The organism is Actinopolyspora sabaoui (assembly GCF_051225635.1).
Lineage (GTDB): Bacteria > Actinomycetota > Actinomycetes > Mycobacteriales > Pseudonocardiaceae > Actinopolyspora.
Genome location: NZ_JBMIHH010000005.1, coordinates 150926 through 170051, shown reverse-complemented (window position 1 = coordinate 170051; position 19126 = coordinate 150926). Strand labels below are relative to the sequence as shown.

Annotated in this window: 15 protein-coding genes and 1 tRNA gene; 3 read left to right on the top strand and 13 right to left on the bottom strand. The window is 67.9% G+C overall.

The genetic code is table 11. From position 1 onward, the window contains the following. Positions 1-40: 40 nt before the first annotated feature. The 5 genes from thrC to ACOQFL_RS10755 form a co-directional block, all read right to left on the bottom strand. Positions 41-1132, bottom strand: coding sequence for a threonine synthase (thrC, locus tag ACOQFL_RS10775; protein WP_435543994.1), 1092 nt, complete (start codon positions 1130-1132; stop codon positions 41-43). Continuing rightward, positions 1129-2433, bottom strand: a complete 1305-nt coding sequence (locus ACOQFL_RS10770; RefSeq protein WP_435543993.1) for a homoserine dehydrogenase — start codon at positions 2431-2433, stop codon at positions 1129-1131. Before ACOQFL_RS10770 ends, thrC begins: the two co-directional genes overlap by 4 nt. Then, on the bottom strand, positions 2434-3852 hold the full coding sequence (gene lysA, locus ACOQFL_RS10765; protein ID WP_435543992.1) for a diaminopimelate decarboxylase: 1419 nt from the start codon (positions 3850-3852) through the stop codon (positions 2434-2436). A 12-nt stretch (positions 3853-3864) separates the two neighbouring features. After that, positions 3865-5529: an arginine--tRNA ligase gene (argS, locus tag ACOQFL_RS10760; RefSeq protein WP_435543991.1), complete on the bottom strand. Its 1665-nt coding sequence runs from the start codon at positions 5527-5529 to the stop codon at positions 3865-3867. An 87-nt stretch (positions 5530-5616) separates the two neighbouring features. Continuing rightward, complete coding sequence (locus ACOQFL_RS10755; protein ID WP_435543990.1) at positions 5617-6537, bottom strand: cation diffusion facilitator family transporter; 921 nt, start codon at positions 6535-6537, stop codon at positions 5617-5619. Positions 6538-6918: 381 nt separating this feature from the next. Between ACOQFL_RS10755 and ACOQFL_RS10750 the strand changes: the two genes are divergently transcribed. Beyond that, a tRNA-Arg gene (locus tag ACOQFL_RS10750) sits at positions 6919-6991 on the top strand. Positions 6992-7096: 105 nt separating this feature from the next. On the opposite strand, the gene ACOQFL_RS10745 is transcribed toward ACOQFL_RS10750, so the two are convergent. Further along, positions 7097-8131: an alpha/beta hydrolase gene (locus ACOQFL_RS10745; RefSeq protein WP_435543989.1), complete on the bottom strand. Its 1035-nt coding sequence runs from the start codon at positions 8129-8131 to the stop codon at positions 7097-7099. A 49-nt stretch (positions 8132-8180) separates the two neighbouring features. Beyond that, positions 8181-9653 (bottom strand): MFS transporter, encoded by a 1473-nt coding sequence (locus ACOQFL_RS10740; RefSeq protein WP_435543988.1) that lies wholly within the window; start codon positions 9651-9653, stop codon positions 8181-8183. A 640-nt stretch (positions 9654-10293) separates the two neighbouring features. On the opposite strand from ACOQFL_RS10740, the gene ACOQFL_RS10735 reads away from it, so the two are divergent. After that, entirely contained in the window at positions 10294-11208 is a 915-nt protein-coding gene (locus ACOQFL_RS10735; protein ID WP_435543987.1) for an esterase/lipase family protein, read from the top strand. Positions 11209-11363: 155 nt separating this feature from the next. Here ACOQFL_RS10735 and ACOQFL_RS10730 read toward each other — a convergent pair whose 3' ends face one another. Then, the gene (locus tag ACOQFL_RS10730; protein WP_435543986.1) at positions 11364-13457 is read right to left on the bottom strand and encodes a putative bifunctional diguanylate cyclase/phosphodiesterase; all 2094 of its coding nucleotides are present in this window, start codon (positions 13455-13457) and stop codon (positions 11364-11366) included. Between the two features lie 690 nt (positions 13458-14147). Between ACOQFL_RS10730 and ACOQFL_RS10725 the strand changes: the two genes are divergently transcribed. Further along, a complete protein-coding gene (locus ACOQFL_RS10725) occupies positions 14148-14744 on the top strand; it encodes a DUF1707 SHOCT-like domain-containing protein (RefSeq protein WP_435543985.1) in 597 nt (198 codons plus the stop codon). 22 nt (positions 14745-14766) lie between these two features. Here the strand turns inward: ACOQFL_RS10725 and ACOQFL_RS10720 are convergent, their stop codons facing one another. The 5 genes from ACOQFL_RS10720 to ACOQFL_RS10700 are packed head-to-tail and all read right to left on the bottom strand — an operon-like array spanning position 14767 to position 19125. After that, on the bottom strand, positions 14767-15534 hold the full coding sequence (locus ACOQFL_RS10720) for an urease accessory protein UreD (RefSeq protein ID WP_435543984.1): 768 nt from the start codon (positions 15532-15534) through the stop codon (positions 14767-14769). Next, positions 15531-16286: an urease accessory protein UreG gene (gene ureG / locus ACOQFL_RS10715; protein WP_435543983.1), complete on the bottom strand. Its 756-nt coding sequence runs from the start codon at positions 16284-16286 to the stop codon at positions 15531-15533. Before ureG ends, ACOQFL_RS10720 begins: the two co-directional genes overlap by 4 nt. After that, complete coding sequence (locus ACOQFL_RS10710; RefSeq protein ID WP_435544278.1) at positions 16276-16965, bottom strand: urease accessory protein UreF; 690 nt, start codon at positions 16963-16965, stop codon at positions 16276-16278. The genes ureG and ACOQFL_RS10710 overlap by 11 nt, the downstream gene beginning before the upstream one ends. Positions 16966-16985: 20 nt before the next feature. After that, positions 16986-18725 (bottom strand): urease subunit alpha, encoded by a 1740-nt coding sequence (locus tag ACOQFL_RS10705; protein ID WP_435543982.1) that lies wholly within the window; start codon positions 18723-18725, stop codon positions 16986-16988. Continuing rightward, entirely contained in the window at positions 18718-19125 is a 408-nt protein-coding gene (locus ACOQFL_RS10700) for an urease subunit beta (RefSeq protein ID WP_435543981.1), read from the bottom strand. The genes ACOQFL_RS10705 and ACOQFL_RS10700 overlap by 8 nt, the downstream gene beginning before the upstream one ends. Position 19126: the final 1 nt, after the last annotated feature.

Sequence of the window (19126 nt, the reverse complement as noted above, 5' to 3'; positions counted from 1 at the left end):
GATTCGGCGTCGTAACCGGAAGGAAGGACGGTACCGGAACTCAAGACAGCTCCAGAGCCGTTGCCACCGCGTCCGGATCGACCGGTAGGGGCTCGACCTCCACCATGTCCGCCAACGCGGTGTCCGGGTCTTTGAGGCCGTGTCCGGTGACCGTGCACACCACCGTGGAACCACTCGGTAACCGGCCGTCGGCCGAGGTGGCGAGCAGCCCGGCGATACTCGAAGCCGAGGCGGGTTCCACGAAAACGCCCTCCTTCGAGGCCAGCAGCCGGTAGGCGTCCAGAATCCGCTCGTCGGTGATCGCCTCGAACAACCCGTTCGAGGCGTTCTTGGCGTCCACCGCCCCGGTCCAGGAGGCCGGGCTGCCGACCCGGATGGCGGTGGCCACGGTCTCGGGCGAGGCGACGGGCTCACCGGAAACCAGTGGCGCGGCGCCCGCGGCCTGGAAACCGAACATCGCCGGCGTGCGGTCGCTGAGCCCCTCGTCGGCGTACTGGCTGTAGCCGGCCCAGTAAGCTGTGATGTTTCCCGCGTTGCCCACCGGCAGGCAGTGCACGTCCGGTGCCGTGCCGAGCGCGTCGCAGATCTCGAAAGCGGCCGTCCGCTGACCGGCCAGCCGAACCGGATTGACGGAGTTGACCAGCGTCACCGGGTACTCCGCCGCTGTTTTACGCGCAAGCTCCAGGCAGTCGTCGAAGCTCCCTCGCACCTGCAGGATCCGCGCGCCGTGCACCACGGACTGGGCGAGCTTCCCCATGGCGATCTTGCCCTGCGGCACGAGCACGGCCGAGGTCATCCCGGCACGGGTGGCGTAGGCCGCCGCGGAGGCGGAGGTGTTTCCGGTGGAGGCACAGATCACGGCACGCATGCCCGCGGCCTTGGCGTGGGTCATCGCCACCGTCATACCGCGGTCCTTGAACGAACCGGTCGGATTGGCGCCCTCGACCTTGACGAGGACCCGGCAACCGGTCAGTTCCGACAGGTACGGGGCAGGCACAAGCGGGGTGTTGCCCTCGTGCAGGCTCACCACCTCGGCCTCGTCGGGAACGCCGATCCGGTCACCGTAGGCTTCGATGATCCCACGCCAACCGGTGCCTTCCCCGGAGGCCGCGAGTTGTGCTTGCGAGGTCAAGACGGTTCACCCTCCACACGCATAACGCTGGCGACCTCGTTGACCGAGGAGAGCCGTGCGATCTGTTCCACGGTGGCGCGCAGCGCGGAGTCCGCGGCGGTGTGGGTAACCACCACGAGGCTGGCATCGGCGCCCCGGCCCTGCTGCCGAACCACGGAGATACTGACGTCGTGCTCGTTGAACGTGGCAGCCACCTGGGAGAGCACACCCGGTCGGTCGGCCACGTCCAGACTGATGTGATAACGCGTGGGAGTCCAGTCCATGGAACGCGCGGGAAGCTGCGCGTGCGCGGACTCCCGCGGCCCCTTGCCCGAAACCACCACGTTGCGAGCGGCGGCGACGAGGTCGCCCAGCACCGCGCTGGCGGTGGGAGCACCCCCGGCTCCCTGACCGTAGAACATGAGCTGACCCGCCGACTCGGCCTCTACGAAGACCGCGTTGAACGCCCCACCGACCCCGGCCAGCGGGTGATCACGCGGAATCATGGCCGGATGAACGCGGGCCGAGACGGATTCGGTGCCGTCCTCGTCGATCACGCGCTCGCAGATGGCCAGTAGCTTGACCGTGCGGTTCAGCGAACGGGCCGCCTCGATGTCCCCGGCCCCGATACCCGATATCCCCTCCCGGTGGACGTCACCGGCACCGACCCTGGTGTGGAAGGCCAGTGAAGCCAGGATGGCGGCCTTGGAGGCGGCGTCGAATCCGTCGACGTCGGCGGTGGGATCGGCCTCGGCGTAACCGAGCCGGTTCGCCTCTTCCAGCGTCTCCTCGTAACCGGCGCCCGTGGAGTCCATGGCGGAGAGGATGTAGTTGCTGGTGCCGTTGACGATCCCGGTCACCCGGTTGATGCGGTCGCCCGCCAGCGACTCCCGCAGCGGACGAAGGAGCGGAATCGCCCCGGCCACCGCCGCCTCGAAGTAGATGTCCACCCCGTTGGCGTCGGCGGCCGCGTACAGTTCCGAGCCGTGCTCGGCCAGCAGTGCCTTGTTGGCGGTCACCACGGACTTGCCCGCGCGCAGCGCGGCCAGCAACAGCGAACGCGCGGGTTCGATACCGCCGATCAGCTCCACGACCACGTCCGCGCTGCCCTCGACCAGGGCGGCGGCGTCCGTGGTCAGCAGCTGCTCGGGTACATCGGGGTGCTTGTGCGGACGACGTACCGCCACTCCGGTGACGCGAACCGGCGCACCGGTTCGAGCGGCGTACTCGGTGGGATGCTCCTGCAGCAGGCGCACCACCTCGGTGCCGACGGTGCCGCAGCCCAGCAGCGCCACCCTGATCGGTTCCCGATCCTCGATCACTCACACCTCCAGGCGAAGCAGGTCGTCCTCGGTCTCCCTGCGTAGCAACAACCGCGACTGCCCGTCGCGTACCGCGACGACCGCGGGCTTGGGGAGTCGGTTGTAATTGCTGGCCATCACGTAGCAGTACGCACCGGTGGCGGCCACCGCCACCAGATCCCCCGGTGCGACATCCTCGGGCATCCAGCTGTCGCGCACCACCACATCGCCGGATTCGCAGTGTTTGCCCACGATGCGGGACAACACACCGTTCCGTTCCCCCGCACGGGAGACCAGTCGGCAGTCGTACGCGGCGTCGTAGAGCGAAGTGCGGATGTTGTCACTCATACCGCCGTCGACGCTTATGTAGCGGCGGGAAGCCCCGCCGTCGAGTGCGACGTCCTTGATCGTGCCCACTTCGTAGAGCGTGACCGTACCGGGGCCCACGATGGCACGGCCCGGTTCCACGGCTATCCGAGGCGGGTCGAACCCCGCCGCCGCGCACTCCTTGCGCACGATCTCGTGCAGCCCGGCGGCGAGTTCGGCGGGCGGCAGCGGATCGTCGTCGGCGGTATAGGCGATGCCCTGGCCCCCGCCGAGGTCCACCGTTCCGACCGTCTCCAGCGCCTGTTCACCGTGTTCGGCACGCAGTTCGGCCAGCAGACCGACCACTCGGTGCGCCGCCAGTTCGAAACCGTTGTCGTCGAATATCTGCGAGCCGATGTGGCTGTGCAGCCCCACCAACAGCAGTGAGTCCGACTTCAGCACCCGGCGCGCCGCTTCGGCGGCGTCGCCGGAGGCGAGTGAGAAACCGAACTTCTGGTCCTCGTGCGCGGTGGCGATGAACTCGTGGGTGTGTGCCTCCACACCTACGGTCAGCCGGATCATCACCCGCTGGCGGGTGCTGTGCTCGGCGGCGAGGTGCTCCAGTCTGGCGATCTCGTGGAACGAGTCGAGCACGATCGCGCCGACACCGGCTTCGAGCGCCGAGGCCAACTCCGCGGTGGACTTGTTGTTGCCGTGCATCGCGACGCGCTCCGGTGGGAAACCGGCTCGCAGCGCCACCCGCAGTTCGCCACCGCTGCAGACGTCCAGCCCGAGGCCTTCCTGGTCGACCCAGCGGGCCACCTCGGTACACAGGAACGCCTTGGCGGCGTAGTGCACCGCGGCGGGGTCACCGAACGCGGCGGTGTACTCCCGGCACCGGGTGCGGAAGTCGTCCTCGTCGAGCACGAACAGCGGCGTGCCGTGCTGCTCGGCCAGTTCACGGACATCGCATCCGGCGATGGTGGTCACCCCGTCGGCGCCCCGGGTCGCGTTGCGGGGCCAGACGGCGGGGTGCAGCCGATTGGTCTCCTCCAGCGAGGAGGGGGCGGGGCCGGCGGCATCGGCGTTCACGGCGACGTCGGCGTGCCTCGGCCCGGCTGGATGGGCGCGCATCATGCGCCTCCTCTACATCTGTTCGGGAGCACTGACACCGAGCAGGCTCAGGCCGTTCGCCAACACCTGGCGGGCCGCTTCGCAGAGCTGCAGCCGGGCGATGGTCAACGGCCCCGGCTGGTCGTCCCCTGGCTGCAGGACGCGGCAGGAGTCGTAGAAGCGGTGGTAAGCGCTGGCCAGGTCCTCCAGGTAGCGGGCCACGCGGTGCGGCTCGCGCAGCTCCGCGGCCGAGCGGACCACCCTGGGGAACTCGCCCAGCGTACGGATCAGATCGCCTTCCCGGTCGTGCGTGAGCAGCGCCAGGTCCGCGGCCTCGACGTCACCCCGGTCGATACCGAGTGAAAGCGCGTTGCGCTGCAACGAGGAAAGCCTGGCGTGCGCGTACTGCACGTAGAAGACCGGGTTCTCGTTGGTGTGTTTGCTGATGAGGTCGAGGTCGATGTCCACGGCCGAGTCGACCGAGGAACGGATCAGGGAGTAGCGAGCCGCGTCCACTCCGACCGCCTCGACGAGGTCCTCGAGCGTGACGACCGTGCCCGCGCGTTTGCTCATCCTTACCGGCTCGCCGTGCCGGACCAGGTTGACCAGCTGACCGATGAGGACCTCCACCGAGTCGGGGTCCTGCCCCATCGCCGCCGCGGCCGCCTTCAGCCGGGAGACGTAGCCGTGGTGGTCCGCACCGAGCATGTACAGGCAGAGTTGGAAACCGCGGTCGCTCTTGTCCCGCAGGTAGGCGATGTCACCCGCGATGTAGGCGGGCGCGCCGTCGCTCTTTATGACGACCCTGTCCTTGTCGTCACCGAACTCGGAGGAACGCAACCACCATGCGCCCTCGGCGTGGTAGAGGTTACCGGAATCCTTGAGCCACTGAACGCATTCGGCGACCGCGCCGGAGTTGTGCAGCGAATCCTCGTGGAAGAAGACGTCGAAATCGGTACCGAACTCGTGCAGGCTGCGCTTGATCTCGTCGAACATGAGTCCGACGCCGACCCGGCGGAACACCTCGTCGCGCTCCTCGGCGGGCAACGCGAGCACGTCGTCCGAGCGGGAGTTCACGACCTCGGAGGCGATCTCGGCGATGTACTCCCCGCCGTAACCGTCCTCGGGGATCTCCTCGCCCCGCGCGGTGGCGACGAGGGAACGCACGAAGCGGTCGATCTGCGCACCGGCGTCGTTGAAGTAGTACTCCCTGGTCACCTCGGCGCCCTGCGCCGTGAGGACGCGTCCGAGCGCGTCACCGACCGCGGCCCAACGGCTTCCCCCCAGGTGAATGGGCCCGGTCGGGTTGGCCGAGACGAATTCCAGGTTGACCCGCAGTCCGCTGTAGAGCTCACCCGCACCGAAGGCCGCCTGGCTGGTCAGCACGTCGCGGACGATGGCCGCCTGGGCGTCGGCGGCGAGCCGGAGGTTGAGGAAACCGGGTCCCGCCACCTCGGCGGAGGTGATCTCGTCGCGTTGCGCGAGCGATTCGGCGAGCCAGCCCGCCAGTTCCCGGGGGTTGAGACCGGCGGGTTTGGCGACCTGCATGGCCAGGTTGGTCGCGTAGTCGCCGTGCTCCGGGTTTCGGGGGCGCTCAACCGTGACCTTCTCCGGCAGCACCGAGGTGTCCACCCCTCGGGCGGACAGGACGTCGGCAGCGGTCGTTCGGACGAGTTCGGCAAGCGCGGCTGGTGTCACCTGATGAAGTCTAAGAAAGCAATGCCGCTGGTTAACGAGCGGGTGGCCGGGACAGTGGGATCCGGAACGGACCGGACGAACATTGTCTCACCATCTGAGAGAATGACAGCCGGTGGTGCGGTCGCGCGGTTCGATCTGCAGGGTGGCGTGTTCGATGTGGTAACGCTCGGAAAGCAGTCGCTGCGCACTGGCCAGCACGTCGCAGTGGTCGGCTTCGGAGACCGTGGTGAGGTGTGCCGAGGCAACCTCCATGCCGGAGGTCAGTGTCCACACGTGCAGATCGTGCACCTCGGTCACCGGCTCGATGTCGACGAGATCACCGTGCATCCGCTCGACGTCGACCCCCTCCGGTGCCTGTTGCACCAGAATTCGCAATGCCTGCCGCGCCAGCTTGTAGGTGCGGGGCAGCACGAACAGCCCCACAGCCACGGCCACGATCGGATCCGCCAGCCCCCACCCGAAAGCCCAGGTGAGCGCACCGCCGATCAGCACACCGACCGAACCGACCGTATCGGCGAGCACCTCCAGGTAAGCCCCGCGCACGTTGAGACTCTCCTCCGCGCCGTGTCGCAGCAGCGCGAACACCACGAGGTTGGCCACCAACCCGGCCGCGGCGGTGAGCATCATCGGCAGGCCCGGAACCTCCGGAGGTCGCGCCAGCCGCCCGATCGCCTCGTAGAGGATGTATCCCGCCACGCCGAACAGCAGCACGGCATTGGCCAGGGCCGCCAGGACCTCCACCCGGTAGAGCCCGAAGGTGCTCCTGGATCCCGAGGTCCGACGCGCGGCGGTGATGGCGGCCAGGGCCATTCCGATGCCGAGCACGTCGGTGAGCATGTGGCCGGCGTCCGAGAGCAGGGCCAGCGAGGAGGTCATGAAGCCGACGACCACTTCGACGACCAGGAACGCCAGCAGCACGAGCAGGGAAAGCGCGAGTCTGCGCACATAACGCCCCGAGGCACTGGCGACCGCTTCACCGGTTCCGCCGTGTCCGTGACCGTGTCCCACTGCCGCACCTCCCGAATGGCTTCCGACGGAACACATAGTGACATACGCATAAGTCGACGCAACAAGAAACACGCACCGCACGGGTGACTTCCGTCACGAGAAAATCCCCAGTGGGAGGACCGACCCGAGACAGGCGGTCGGTGCCACCCGGCGTCGGATACCCGCGGCGAACGAGCGGAACACCCGAATTCGCCCCACGAATCGCGCACTACGAGTGACCGGGAGTCCGCGTGGGCACGCTGAGCAGCTCCGAGCCGAACACGCGGGAGCGGAGCGACGAAGAGACACGGGCCACCGCGAGGGCAGCCACGACTTCCCGATCACCCCCACCCTCGAACCCCGGCGCGGCATGGGTTAGGCTTTGGGAAGTCCAACAGCAAAGCCCTCGTAGCTCAGCGGATAGAGCACCGCCCTCCGGAGGCGGGTGTCGCAGGTTCGAGTCCTGCCGAGGGCACCTTTCGTCAATTTCTCGCGAAATCGTCGTGCACCACGACTTCGCGATCACGCACCACGACTTCGCGATCACGCACCACGACTTCGCGGTGGACACGCCTCCCGGTTACCGGTAGAGGTCCGCGGTGAGCATCGACCATGAACGGTGCAGTGCGCGTTCCCAGTACGGCCAGCTGTGCGTACCCCGGCCGTAGAAGTCCGTCGTCACGGGTATGCCGTTGGCCCGCAGCTTACGCACGAAGAACTTCGAGGTGTACAGCGCCGCCGGTTCGAGAACGTCGAACTTCGGTCTCGGATCCAACGACCCACTGACACCGTTGCCACCGGACACGTAGAGATCGGTGCCGCGCAGCGCGCCCACGTTGCTGTAGGGGTTGTGAGCGCGCCACAACTCCCGGTTGTTCCGGTCGTCTCCCCAGAGTGCCTTCCAGTCGTAGTATCCCTCGCGGATGAGGATGCCCTTGACGATCTCGGGCACGAACGGACCGGTGGTGTGGAGCATGCCGCTGTAGGAGGCCGCCGCCCGGAACATGTCCGGATGCCGGAAGGCGTAGTGCATCGCCCCGAAACCACCGATGGAGACCCCGGCGACCGCTCTGCGGGTCCCGGCGTTGTAGTTGCGTTCGAGGAGCTGCCGCACCTCGGTGAGATGAAAGGTCTCCCAGTCCGGGACGGTGGCCACTCCGAAGTTGCGCCACTGGCTGTACATCCCCGCGGAGCCGTCACTGGGCATGACCACCATGACGGGTTTGTCGGCGACGAACCGGCGGACATCGGTGAACTCGGTCCACGATCGGTAGTCGGCGGGCTCGCAGCAGCCGTGCAGCAGATAGAGCACCGGCCATTCTCGCGAGGGCTGCTCGCGCCAGCCGGGAGGCAGCAGCACCCGCACCATCCCGACGTCCGCCAGCGAAGGGGACCGGATTCCCAGATCCAGCGCTCGTTGCCCCACCCAGTTGCGCGACACGATCCGCGCACCGTTGTCGGCGGGCTCGCCACGCGCCCCGAAACCATCGTGCACCCAGGACGGCACTCCGGCGGAGAAAAGCTCGGTGTCGGGGCCGTTGGCACTGTCGGAGCCTGCTGCGACCCCGGGCACGGTGGCGCCGGGCAACTGCGAGAGCACCAGTACGAGTGACATCGCGAGTACTCGTCCGGCGCCGCGTAAGGTTCTTCGTATCGACAAGAGCTCATCGCCTCGAATTCTTCACTCGACTGGTCGGTCGCACACCTGGATCGGGGCTCCCGGGGGAGGCGGGTCGCAGCAGTGGCCAGGCCAGTACCGCCGCGATCACCTGTAGGAAGGCCGCGAGCAGGACGCCGTACGTGTAGCCCGCGGCCAGCGCGGCCGGTTCCGGGCTGCCGGTAGCGATTCGGTGCCGCAGTACGGTGGAAACGACCAGACCGACAACGGCCACCCCGAAAGCGCTGGACAGTTCCCGTGAGGCGGTGAGCACCCCGGAAGCGGTCCCCGCGTCGTCCTCGTCGCTGCGGTCCAACGCGTGGGAGGTGATCGGAGCGGTGAAGGCCGAGCCCGCACCGATCAACAACAGCGCCGGGACGCGCGGGAGTATCGCGGTGACGGTGTTGACCGCGGCCAGCCCGAACAGTCCCAGCGCGACCACACCGAGCCCGCAGGCGACCATCCGATGCGTTCCGAAGCCGCGGGCCGCCGGCCCCACCAGTGGGGCCGCGACGGTCACCCCGAACGCGACCACCACCAGTGGGAGACCCGCCGTACCGGGGTCCAGGCCGAGATAGCTCTGGTGCACCAGCGGGGTGAAGAAAACAACGCCGCTGATGCCGAGACCCCACAGCAGCAACAGCACGTTGGCTCCCGGGAAGACTCGCCCGCGCAGCAGCCGCGGGGGAACCAGGGGATCGGGTGCGCGGCGCTCACTGAACACGAATCCCGCCAACAGTAGTGCGCCGAGCGCTCCCAACGGCACTGCCCACGAGGCACCGGCATCGGTTTTCGAAGCCGTCACCAGTGCCGATGTCAGCAGCACCAGTCCGGTGGTCACGGCCAGCGCGGCGGGGAGGCGCACCTTCGCGGCGCGTCGCCGGTCTCGTTGCGAGGTGCCGAGCGAGACCAACACCACGGCGGGCAGCACGAACGGCAGATTGCCGTAGAAGATCCAGCTCCAGTGCAGATACTGCGAAACCACACCCCCCAGCCATGGACCGAGTGCCAGCGCGGCGGCCAAGGCCGCCGTCCAGATGGCTGCGGCGGTGGCACGAAGCCGTTCCGGCAGTTCGGTGCGCAGCAGTCGCAGGGTTCCCGGCACGATGAAGGCGGCGGCTACTCCCTGGCAAGTGCGTCCCAGCAACAACGGGGCGGCACTCCCGGCCGCGCCGCAGACCACGGCTCCGGCGGCGAACGCGCCGAAACCGGCCAGCAGCGCACGGTCTCCTAGTCGGTCGAGCACGGTTCCCGCGACCAACACCAACCCGGCATAGGGCAGCATGTAGGCGATACTGACCCACTGCAGTGTCGCGAGGCCGATTCCCAGGTCACGTCCCACGGAGGGCGCGGCGGCCGCGATGATCGTGTTGTCCAGCGCCGTGACGAAGCCGACGAACGCCACCACGGCCAGCACCATCGCGGGGGGCCGTCCCGGACCCGTTTCGACGCGGGCTGTGCTGTTGGAGGGCGCTGTCATGGGATCAGCTGATGGGGGCTCGTCATCGGATGCCGACACCTCCGGCAGGTCGAAATCGTGAACGGGATCTCGCGAGAACCCTTTCCGGCAACGGAGCACTCGCGACCGGTGCGCCGAAACGGGACGGAAATCGGAATCGACACATCCGGTCCACACGCGACTCCCGAACGCTCCGGCCCTGGCCTCGCCGAAGCCCGTGGCGGCAAGCTACTGGCACAGGGACCTCCACACAACCGGAAACCGTTGTGCGGGCCACGATCCATAATCCCGGTAACAACCAGCGTCCGCACCGGACTCACTCAGGTGCGCGAAACCACGTTGTTGGCACTCGGTTGCCATAACCGGAATCCGGAATTGTCCGCGAAATAACAAAAAAGCAAGCGATCCGGTCCTGCCGGTCGCTTTCCACTCGTTCAGGGCATTGAACCGATTCCCGCCGTACTCGGATGCTCAATTCGCCGTTTCACGCGGCCAACGACCGTTTCACGCGGCCAACGACTCGGCGCCGTCCTACGTGAAAACCAAGTGTGGGTTTCGGAGTCGACGCGAAAACGGTGCCCTGCAAATCCTCGGTCGCTGCGCACGAACGCGGTTTTCGATCAGCGTGCTTCGGACGGCCGGGAATTCGAGAGGAGCCAGGATGAATCGAGCGGCGCGACTACTGCGCGGTCTGGTGGCAGGAACGGGTGCCCTGGCACTGGTCACAGTCACCGGGATCGGGATGACGGGTGTTTCCAGTGCCGAGAGCACCTCTGCGGAAACCGGCCCACGACAGGAGGACTTCCTGAGCGCGTTCGCGTACTCGCAGCATCACCCGAACGCCGTACCCGCTGGAGCGAACGATTTCTCGTGCGAACCGAGTGGTGAACACCCGGATCCGGTGGTGCTGGTGCACGGTACCTTCGAGAACCGGTACGACAACTGGGCGGAGCTGTCACCGGAACTCGCCGAACGCGGATACTGCGTGTTCTCGCTGAACTACGGCGGCGGCACGAACAGCGCGATCAAGGGCACCGGCGAGATCACCCGGTCCGCCGGGGAACTGAGCGGCTTCGTCGACCGGGTACTCGCCGCCACAGGGGCCGAGGAGGTGGACATCGTCGGCCATTCCCAGGGCGGGATGATGCCCAGGTACTACATCGAGAATCTGGGCGGTGCGTCCGAGGTGGATTCACTCGTCGCTCTCGTCCCCTCCAACCACGGAACCACGCTGTACGGGATCGACCAGTTGGCCGGCTTCCTGCCCGAGGGGCAGCCCCCGTGCGCCTCGTGCACGCAGCAACTGGCGGGTTCCGACTTCATCACGGAGTTGAACTCGAACGGTGAAACGGTGCCGGGAGTGGACTACACCAACATCGCCACGAAGTTCGACGAGGTGGTCACGCCCTACACATCCGTTTTCCTGGAACCGGGCCCCAACGTGACCAACCTGACGCTGCAGGACTTCTGCGCCGTGGACCTGACCGAGCACATCGGTATCTCCTACAACGGGACGGCGCAGCAGCTGGTGTTCAACGCCCTGGATCCCGCCAACGCGCAGCGCCCCGGCTGCTGAGTTTTGCGAGTTCCGGACAGTGGCGCCAATTTCGCGAGAAATTGACGCCGTACCCAAGTCGGTGCGGAACCTCTCGAACCGCTCCCGCCGCGGGAAGGTCCGACATCGGGTAGATAGGCGGCGTGGGTGGGAACTCCGGCTACTCGGAGTCCCACTCACGCGTTCTCGCCGGTTTTCGGCTGCAGCGAGCCCGAGACGAGCAGCTGCTCGAGTTCCGTAACGGGCAGCGCCGGCGCGAACAACCACCCCTGGAAAGTGTGCACACCGACGTCACGCAGCAGTTCGAACTGCTCGAACGTCTCCACGCCCTCCGCGGTGCAGGTACATCCGATCGCCTGGGCCAGATCGACGATCGCCTTGATGACCATGAGGTCTGCCCGGGTGTTGGCGACATCGGCGACGAAACCCCGATCGATCTTGATGACCTCGATGGGAAGTTCGCGCAGCCGCGCCAGTGAGGAGTACCCGGTGCCGAAATCGTCCACGGCGAACCGCACCCCCTGCTCGGTGAGTCCGCGCATGCTCCTTCTCCCCCGATCGGAGACATTGATCAACGAGGTCTCCAGCAGTTCCATGACCACGTGCCGCCGATCGAGCCCGCTCTGGTTCTCAACGGTGTCCAGCGTGGCCACGAAATCCGGATCGCCGGGTGAGAGTTCGGCGAGGTTGACCGAGACCGAGGCCTGCTCACCGTCGGGTTTGCCGGGCCAGGCGGCGGCGTCCCGCATGGCCGTACGCAGTACGCACCGGTCCAGATCCCCGAGCAAATCGGCCCTTTCGGCTACCGGCAGGAACGTGTCGGGGCTGAGCAGCCCCCGGCGGGGATGATGCCAGCGAACGAGTGCCTCGGCGGCGACGATCGCGCCGCTCGCGCGGACTATCGGCTGGTAGAACAGCGTCAACTCGTCGGACTCGATCGCCGTGCGCAGCTCGCTCTCGAGTTCCACTTTACGATCCATCTCCGAGATGGTCGCCGGGCCGGCAACCGAGATCCGCCTGCGTTCGTTCACCTTGGCTTCCATGACGGCCGCACCCGCCGAACGCAGCAGCTCGTCGACGGTGGAGGTGGTCTCGTCGCCCACCGCTATGCCGATGGAGGCAGAGACCCGGATCGGCGGATGTCCGCGCAGGTACACGGGCTGGTGGAACAACTCGCCCACGGTGGTGGCGATCATCTCGATTCCCCCCGCCGCCGCGGGCTCGGGGCACACGATCAGGTACTCGTCCGCTGCCATCCGTGCGGCCAGCCAGTCCCTCGGCAGATCACTGCGCATCCGCTTGGCCAGTTCGATGAGCAGCTCGTCCCCCGCCCGCAACCCCAGTGATTCGTTGATCCGCCGGAAGTTGATGATGTCGCAGTACAGCATCGCGAAACCCCGCGTGTCGGTCCCGCTGAGCAACTCGTTGACCGCGGCTCGGTTCGGCAGCCCGGTCAAGCTGTCGTGCGTCGCCCAATAGCGCCATTCCTCGGCGCGCCGGTGGCGTTCGGTGACGTCCTGGAACACCGCCAGCCAGAACGACTCCCCGCTCGCGCGAACAGATTTCGCGATGTGCAGTTCGCAGATCACCCGCTGACCGTCGGCACGGATCATGGACCACTCCTGGGTGAGATCCTCGTTCGGCGGTTTCCCGGAACGGAACGCCCGACGCAACGGTTCCCTGCCCGGCTCGTCCGGGTGGACCATGTTGGCGATGTGGGCGCCGCGCATCTCCTGCTCGCGGTATCCGAGCAGCTCGCGCAGCGCTGGGTTGGAATCGAGTACGTAGCCGTACCGGTCGAACACGCCGATGCCGACCGGGGTGAGACCGAACAGGTCGCGGAACTGACGCAGCGAACGCTCCAGGCGGGAGTGCAACTCGGTGTCGTCCCTGGTGACGCGGGCGAAGCCCTGCAGCGCCCCCGCAGTGGACCACAGCGCGATGGTGGTGACGTGCGCCCAGAACCTGGTGCCGTCCTTGCGCACCCGCCATCCCTCGTCGGTGTGACTACCGAACCGGGCTGCTTGTGCGAGCAGTTCCTCCGGTTGCCCTGCCGCGAGCTGCTCGGCGGTGTAGAACACCGAGATGTTTCGTCCGATCACTTCCTCGGCAGAGGCACCGGTGATTCGTTCCGCTCCGGGATTCCAGGTCGACACGACCCCGAGCGGGTCGAGGGTGTAGACGGCGTACTCCCACAGCGACGCGCCGAACCTGCCGATCAGTTCCTCCGCGTCGGCCCCGATACCGGGTCCGTTCTCCGCTCCGCTCATCACCAGCTCCGGCCGCCGGGACACCATGACCCGCACGACCCGGGTGGTCGTCGGTATCCCCCACCGGCATGGAGCTCACCCCGCGGAGCGAGCTTCGGAGGTTCCACGAACGACGTCCCGACCGTGAGGCCCATCCCGAGTGTCCGCCCCCTCCACGTTGTGCGCACGGCACCGTAAGAAACGAAAAATGCTCGATTCAGCTGCCCGGCAGTTCTCCGGCACGGCACCACTGGAACAGACACTCTCACAGGACGACCCCGGACCACCCTCGCAGCCAGCCACCGCCGCGGTTCTCCTGGACGGCTCTCACGAGGACTATCGGAGCCGTGGTGTAGGTGCCTATCCGATGTCGGGCCTCCCGGAACGGAAGCTCCCGCCAACCGAGCAAGCAATACGAACAACCGGCCCTACCCTGGTCCAGTGGAGATCGGGCCGGATAGGGGATGCGGGAAGTGGTCGGATGACGGCTCGCCGGATTCATTCCGGACCGCGGTGTGCTCGTAGTCGACCGCTGTGGGGGCGAGACCCCGCCGTCGCGGTACAGGATCTGGCATGGCGAACACTCCAAGCGGGCGGCTACCGCCACCCCAGATCAGAATAAATTTCGCATTGACGTTATGTCCGGCACCCTGGAACCTCAACCCGCGAGAGGAGCATCCGGAAACGACCGTCGGAAGTATGCTCTGTGCCATGCCGAACGAATCGCCCGAACTGCGTGCGTCGGACGACGACAGGGAACAGATCGCGACCCTGCTGCGACAGGCACAGCAGGAAGGTCGCTTGACGTTGAACGAGTTCGACGAGCGGGTCGCCGAAGCGTACCGGGCGCGAACCTACAGTGAGCTGGCACCGCTGATCAGCGATCTGCCCGACGAGACCGGCAAAGCGCCGGGAACCGAGCCGGTCTCCCGTGGCACGAACTCGGACTCGCCGCAGGCAAGGACCGCGGTGGGAGTCATGAGCTACGCCGAGCGCGTCGGCCCCTGGCGCGTGCCACCGCGCTTCGCCACGTTCGCCTTCTGGGGCGGCGGCAAGATCGACCTCCGGGAGGCCTACCTCGACGCGGACGAGGTCGAGATCCGCTGTTACGCGATCATGGGAGGCATCGAGGTCATCGTTCCCCCGGGAACCAGGATCGAGGACCGGTGCGCCGCCATCATGGGCGGTGTGGAGCGCGAGGTGCGCGGTGCCACCTCACAGAGCGGGATCAAAGTACTGTTGACGGGTTTCGCGTTCTGGGGCGGTATACAAATCCAAAGCAAGGAGCCCGGCGAACGGGACGACTGACCTACCGGCTGAGCGATTCCGCTCAACCGGCCCGCTGGACCGGAGTGAGCTCGCTCCCCGCCGGGTGCGCCGCACGGGCTTCGACCAATCGCCGCCGAGCCGTGACCGTGTCGGCGGTGAGCACAGTGGTCAGTGATCCCCCACCCGCCAACGGCTGCAGTGCCCAGTCGGCCTCCGAACGTGGCTCGGGATCCCGGTCCCAGACCACGACCTCGTTGGCCAGTACCCGGGCGCCGCCGAGGTGGGCGTGGCCGGCACGCAACCGCTGCCGCCCGGGCTCGAAAGTGTGTCGCAACAGCGGCCTGCCCGCGCGCTCCAGCCTCGTACTGGTCACCAATCCGCCCGGGGCCTCCCCGGAGCGCCCCAACACCAGCGTCTCCCGGAAGCACGCCCGCGCCGAGTCGGCCAGTCGCATCGAGAGATCGGCTCGGTGCTCGGCACGGGAGGTCACCACCGTGGGTTCGGGCAGGTACTCGATCGTGCCGCCCTCCTCGACGTCGATGCTGATCGAACCGCGGCTGCCGCCGGGGCCGTGCCCCGGCAACGCCAGCGAGGCCGCGATACCGCGCAACAGCAGCCGGGCACCGGCCCCGACCCGAACCCGCAACGTGAGGTCGTCCCCTCCCAGCGGCGAAGTGGCCGAGCCCACCAGGTGCACGACCGCCCCTCCCGGCGCGGAAGTACGAGGACGGCGCGGCACCAGGGTCAGCGGCGCCATCGAACGCAACCGCCGCACCACCGAGTTGCCCGCGCCGTCGAGCTCGACGGTCAACGTGGCCACCGACCTCATTTCGCGCTCGGTCCCACGACGGAACGATGCTCAGCGACCTGCCGTCTCACCCAATCAGCGGCCCCCGAGGCGGCCGGGTCGTCCGTCAGCGACTGTGCGAGCACGGCCAGCTCACCACGCATCCGGTTGGCATCGGCGAGCATGACCGCCATGTCCGCACCGACCCGTTCGGCCAGATCCACCTTGTTGATGACCAACAGGTCAGCCGTGGTCACACCCGGCCCACCCTTGCGGGGGACCTTGTCGCCGCCCGCCACGTCGACCACGAAAACCTGCACATCCGCGAGACCCCGGCTGAACACCGCGGTGAGATTGTCGCCGCCGCTCTCGACGAGCACGAGATCCAGCGCGGTGTAGCGCTGTTGCAGCCGCTCCACCGCGTCCAGGTTCGCGGTGATGTCGTCCCTGATGGCGGTGTGCGGGCAGGCACCGGTCTGCACCGCCTCGACCCGGCCGGGATCCAGCACTCCCGCCTGCCGTAGGAAATCCGCGTCCTCGGTGGTGTAGATGTCGTTGGTGACAACGGCGAGTTCGAGTTCGGCTCCGAGAGTGCGGCACAGCGCCGCGGTCAACGCGGTCTTGCCGCTGCCGACCGGGCCTCCGATACCGATCCGCACCGGCCTGTTGCCCGAGTCCGCGGGCGCGAACGGATCCGGCCCCGCCGCGGTCGGGTCGAAATCGACCGAATGCCGGTGGCCGCCCTGGCCGTGTCCATGCCGTCTGTGTCCTTGGTGGTGGTGTTCAGCTTGCAAAGAGCCGCACCTCTTCCCGGTGGTGGCGTTGGTGTTGTTCGGCTAGCAGATCGAGCGCCGGAGAACTCGTACCGGGCAGGTTCTCGGGACGGTGGCCCGCCGTTCGTGCCGCTTCGGCCGCGACGCGTTCGGTATCGGCCCGCAGCGCGGTGACGGCCGCGTTGGCCGCGAACGGGTCCAGCCCCAGCAGCCGAACCGCGGCCGAAGCCGGACCGCTGACCGACAGATAGGCCACCACCGAGGCGGCATCGGCCGGCGAACCGGACGCACCCGCCCCCAGCAGCACACCGACCGCGACCGGATGGTGTGGACTGCCAGCGGTGCCGAGCAGCTCGTCGAGAGCCCGCGAGGGCCACGCCGCCCGACCCGCGCGAAGCGTGCCACGCCCCTGCGCACGGCTCGCCGCGCGCAGGGCGGGCGACGGTGTTCTCGCGTCGAGTTCGGCGTCCAGCAACGACCAGTGCTCCGGACGCACTCCCCTGGCGGCGGCGTGGGCAGCGGCAGCGGCGAAGACCGCCGCCTGCGCACCGGCTCCGTGCAACCTGCTGTGGAGAAACTCGGCCAGCTCTCCCGGCCCGGACACGACGCCGCGGTGCACCGCCTCCTCCAGACCACCGGAGTGCGCGTGGCCACCGCCGGGGAACCGGGAGTCGGCGAGCGCGAGCGTCGCGAGCGAAATCGTGGGCACTGTCGATGTCATCAGAACAGGAAGTAACGCTGGGCCATGGGAACCTCGGATACCGGCTCGGGCTCGACGAGTTCACCGTCCACCCGCACCGCGAAGCTGTCCGGATCGACCCGCACGTCCGGGGTGGCCTCGTTGTGTCGCATGTCCTCCTTCATCACAGCGCGCGTGTCGGAGGTACCGACGAGCTCACGCCGCAGCCCCAACCGCTCCGCCAGCCCCCTACCGAGCGCTTCGGGCGCCACGAAGGAGACCGACCCCGCTGCCGCTGCTCGCGGTTCCGCGCCGAACATCGGGCGGGACAGCACCGGCTGCGGTGTGGGGATGGAGGCGTTGGCATCACCCATGGCCGCCCGCACCGCGAATCCGCTCTTGAACACCGCGTGCGGCCGGACTCCGAAGAACTTCGGCTCCCACAGCACGAGGTCGGCGAGCTTGCCCACCTCGACGGATCCGACGGAACCGTCGATGCCGTGCGCGACCGCCGGGTTGACGGTGTACTTGGCGACGTAGCGACGGGCGCGTCGGTTGTCCGCGACGTCGTCGCCCGGCAGCGCTCCCCTGCGGCGCTTCATGACGTGCGCGGTCTGCCAGGTGCGGTTGACCACCTCGCCGATCCTGCCCATGGCCTGCGCGTCCGAACCGACCATGGAGATCGCTCCGAGGTCATGCAGTACGTCCTCGGCCGCGATGGTGGTCGGGCGGATGCGGCTCTCCGCGAAGGCCAGGTCCTCCGGGACCGAAGGGTTCAGGTGGTGGCAGACCATCAACATGTCCAGGTGCTCCTCGATGGTGTTGACCGTGTGCGGTCTGGTCGGATTGGTCGAGGAGGGCAGGACGTGGGAGTGGCCCGCCACCTTGATGATGTCCGGCGCGTGCCCGCCACCCGCCCCCTCCGCGTGGTAGGCGTTGATCGACCTTCCCGCGACCGAATCCAGAGTGGACTCCAGGAAGCCCGCCTCGTTGAGCGTGTCGGTGTGGACCGCGACCTGGACACCGCTGCGGTCGGCGGCACGCAGCGCGGCGTCGATGGCTGCTGGGGTCGCCCCCCAGTCCTCGTGCAGCTTGAGCCCTCCGGCACCGCCACGCAACTGCTCGGCCAGCGCCTCCTGGCTCGCCGTGTTCCCCTTGCCCAGCAGCAGGGTGTTCACCGGCGCGGTTTCCAGCGCGAGCAGCATCCGGGAGAGGTTCCACTCACCCGGCGTGACCGTGGTCGCCTTGGACCCCTCGGCCGGGCCGGTGCCACCCCCGATGAGGGTGGTGACGCCGGAAGCCAGTGCGGCCTCGATCTCCTGCGGGCAGATGAAGTGCACGTGGCAGTCGATGCCACCGGCGGTGAGGATCCTGCCGTTGCCCGCGACGATCTCGGTCGCCGGGCCGATCACCATCGCCGGATCAACCCCGTCGGCCGTGTCCGGATTGCCCGCCTTGCCGATACCGACGATCCGCCCGTCGCGCACGGCCACGTCGGCTTTGACCACACCCCAGTGGTCGAGGATCACCACACCCGTGATGACCAGGTCAGGCGTGCCCTGCGCCCTGGTGGCCACCGACTGTCCCATGGACTCGCGCACCACCTTGCCGCCACCGAACACGGCCTCCTCACCGGATCCGTGTGGCCCCGCGGCCAAGTCCTCGGTGACCTCCACGAGCAGCTCGGTGTCGGCGAGCCGGATCCGGTCACCTGTGGTGGGCCCGAACAGTTCCAGGTAGCGCTCCCGATCGACTTCCTTGGGCTCGCCGGGGTCAGTCATGCGACTCCTTTCCGGATCGCTCCGGATCCTCGGTGTCGAGGCGGACGTCCCGGAGACGGCCGTGATCGAGAGGGGTGGCATCGAAAGACACGGAGTCGAGGGCGCCCGCGAATTCGGGGCGAAGTCCCGGCACCGTGCGCGCACCGCCGATCGGGACCAGTTCGACCTCGCGTTCGATCCCCGGCTCGAAACGCACCGCGGTGCCCGCGGCGATGTCCAGCCGATGCCCCCAGGCGGCGTCCCTGTCGAATTCGAGCCCAGGGTTGGCCACCGCGAAGTGGTAGTGCGAGCCGACCTGCACCGGACGGTCGGCACGGTTGCGGACCGTCAGCCGCACCCGGGGGCGCCCCGGATTGAGCGGCACGGGTTCGGCTGCGGGGATGATCTCTCCGGGATACACA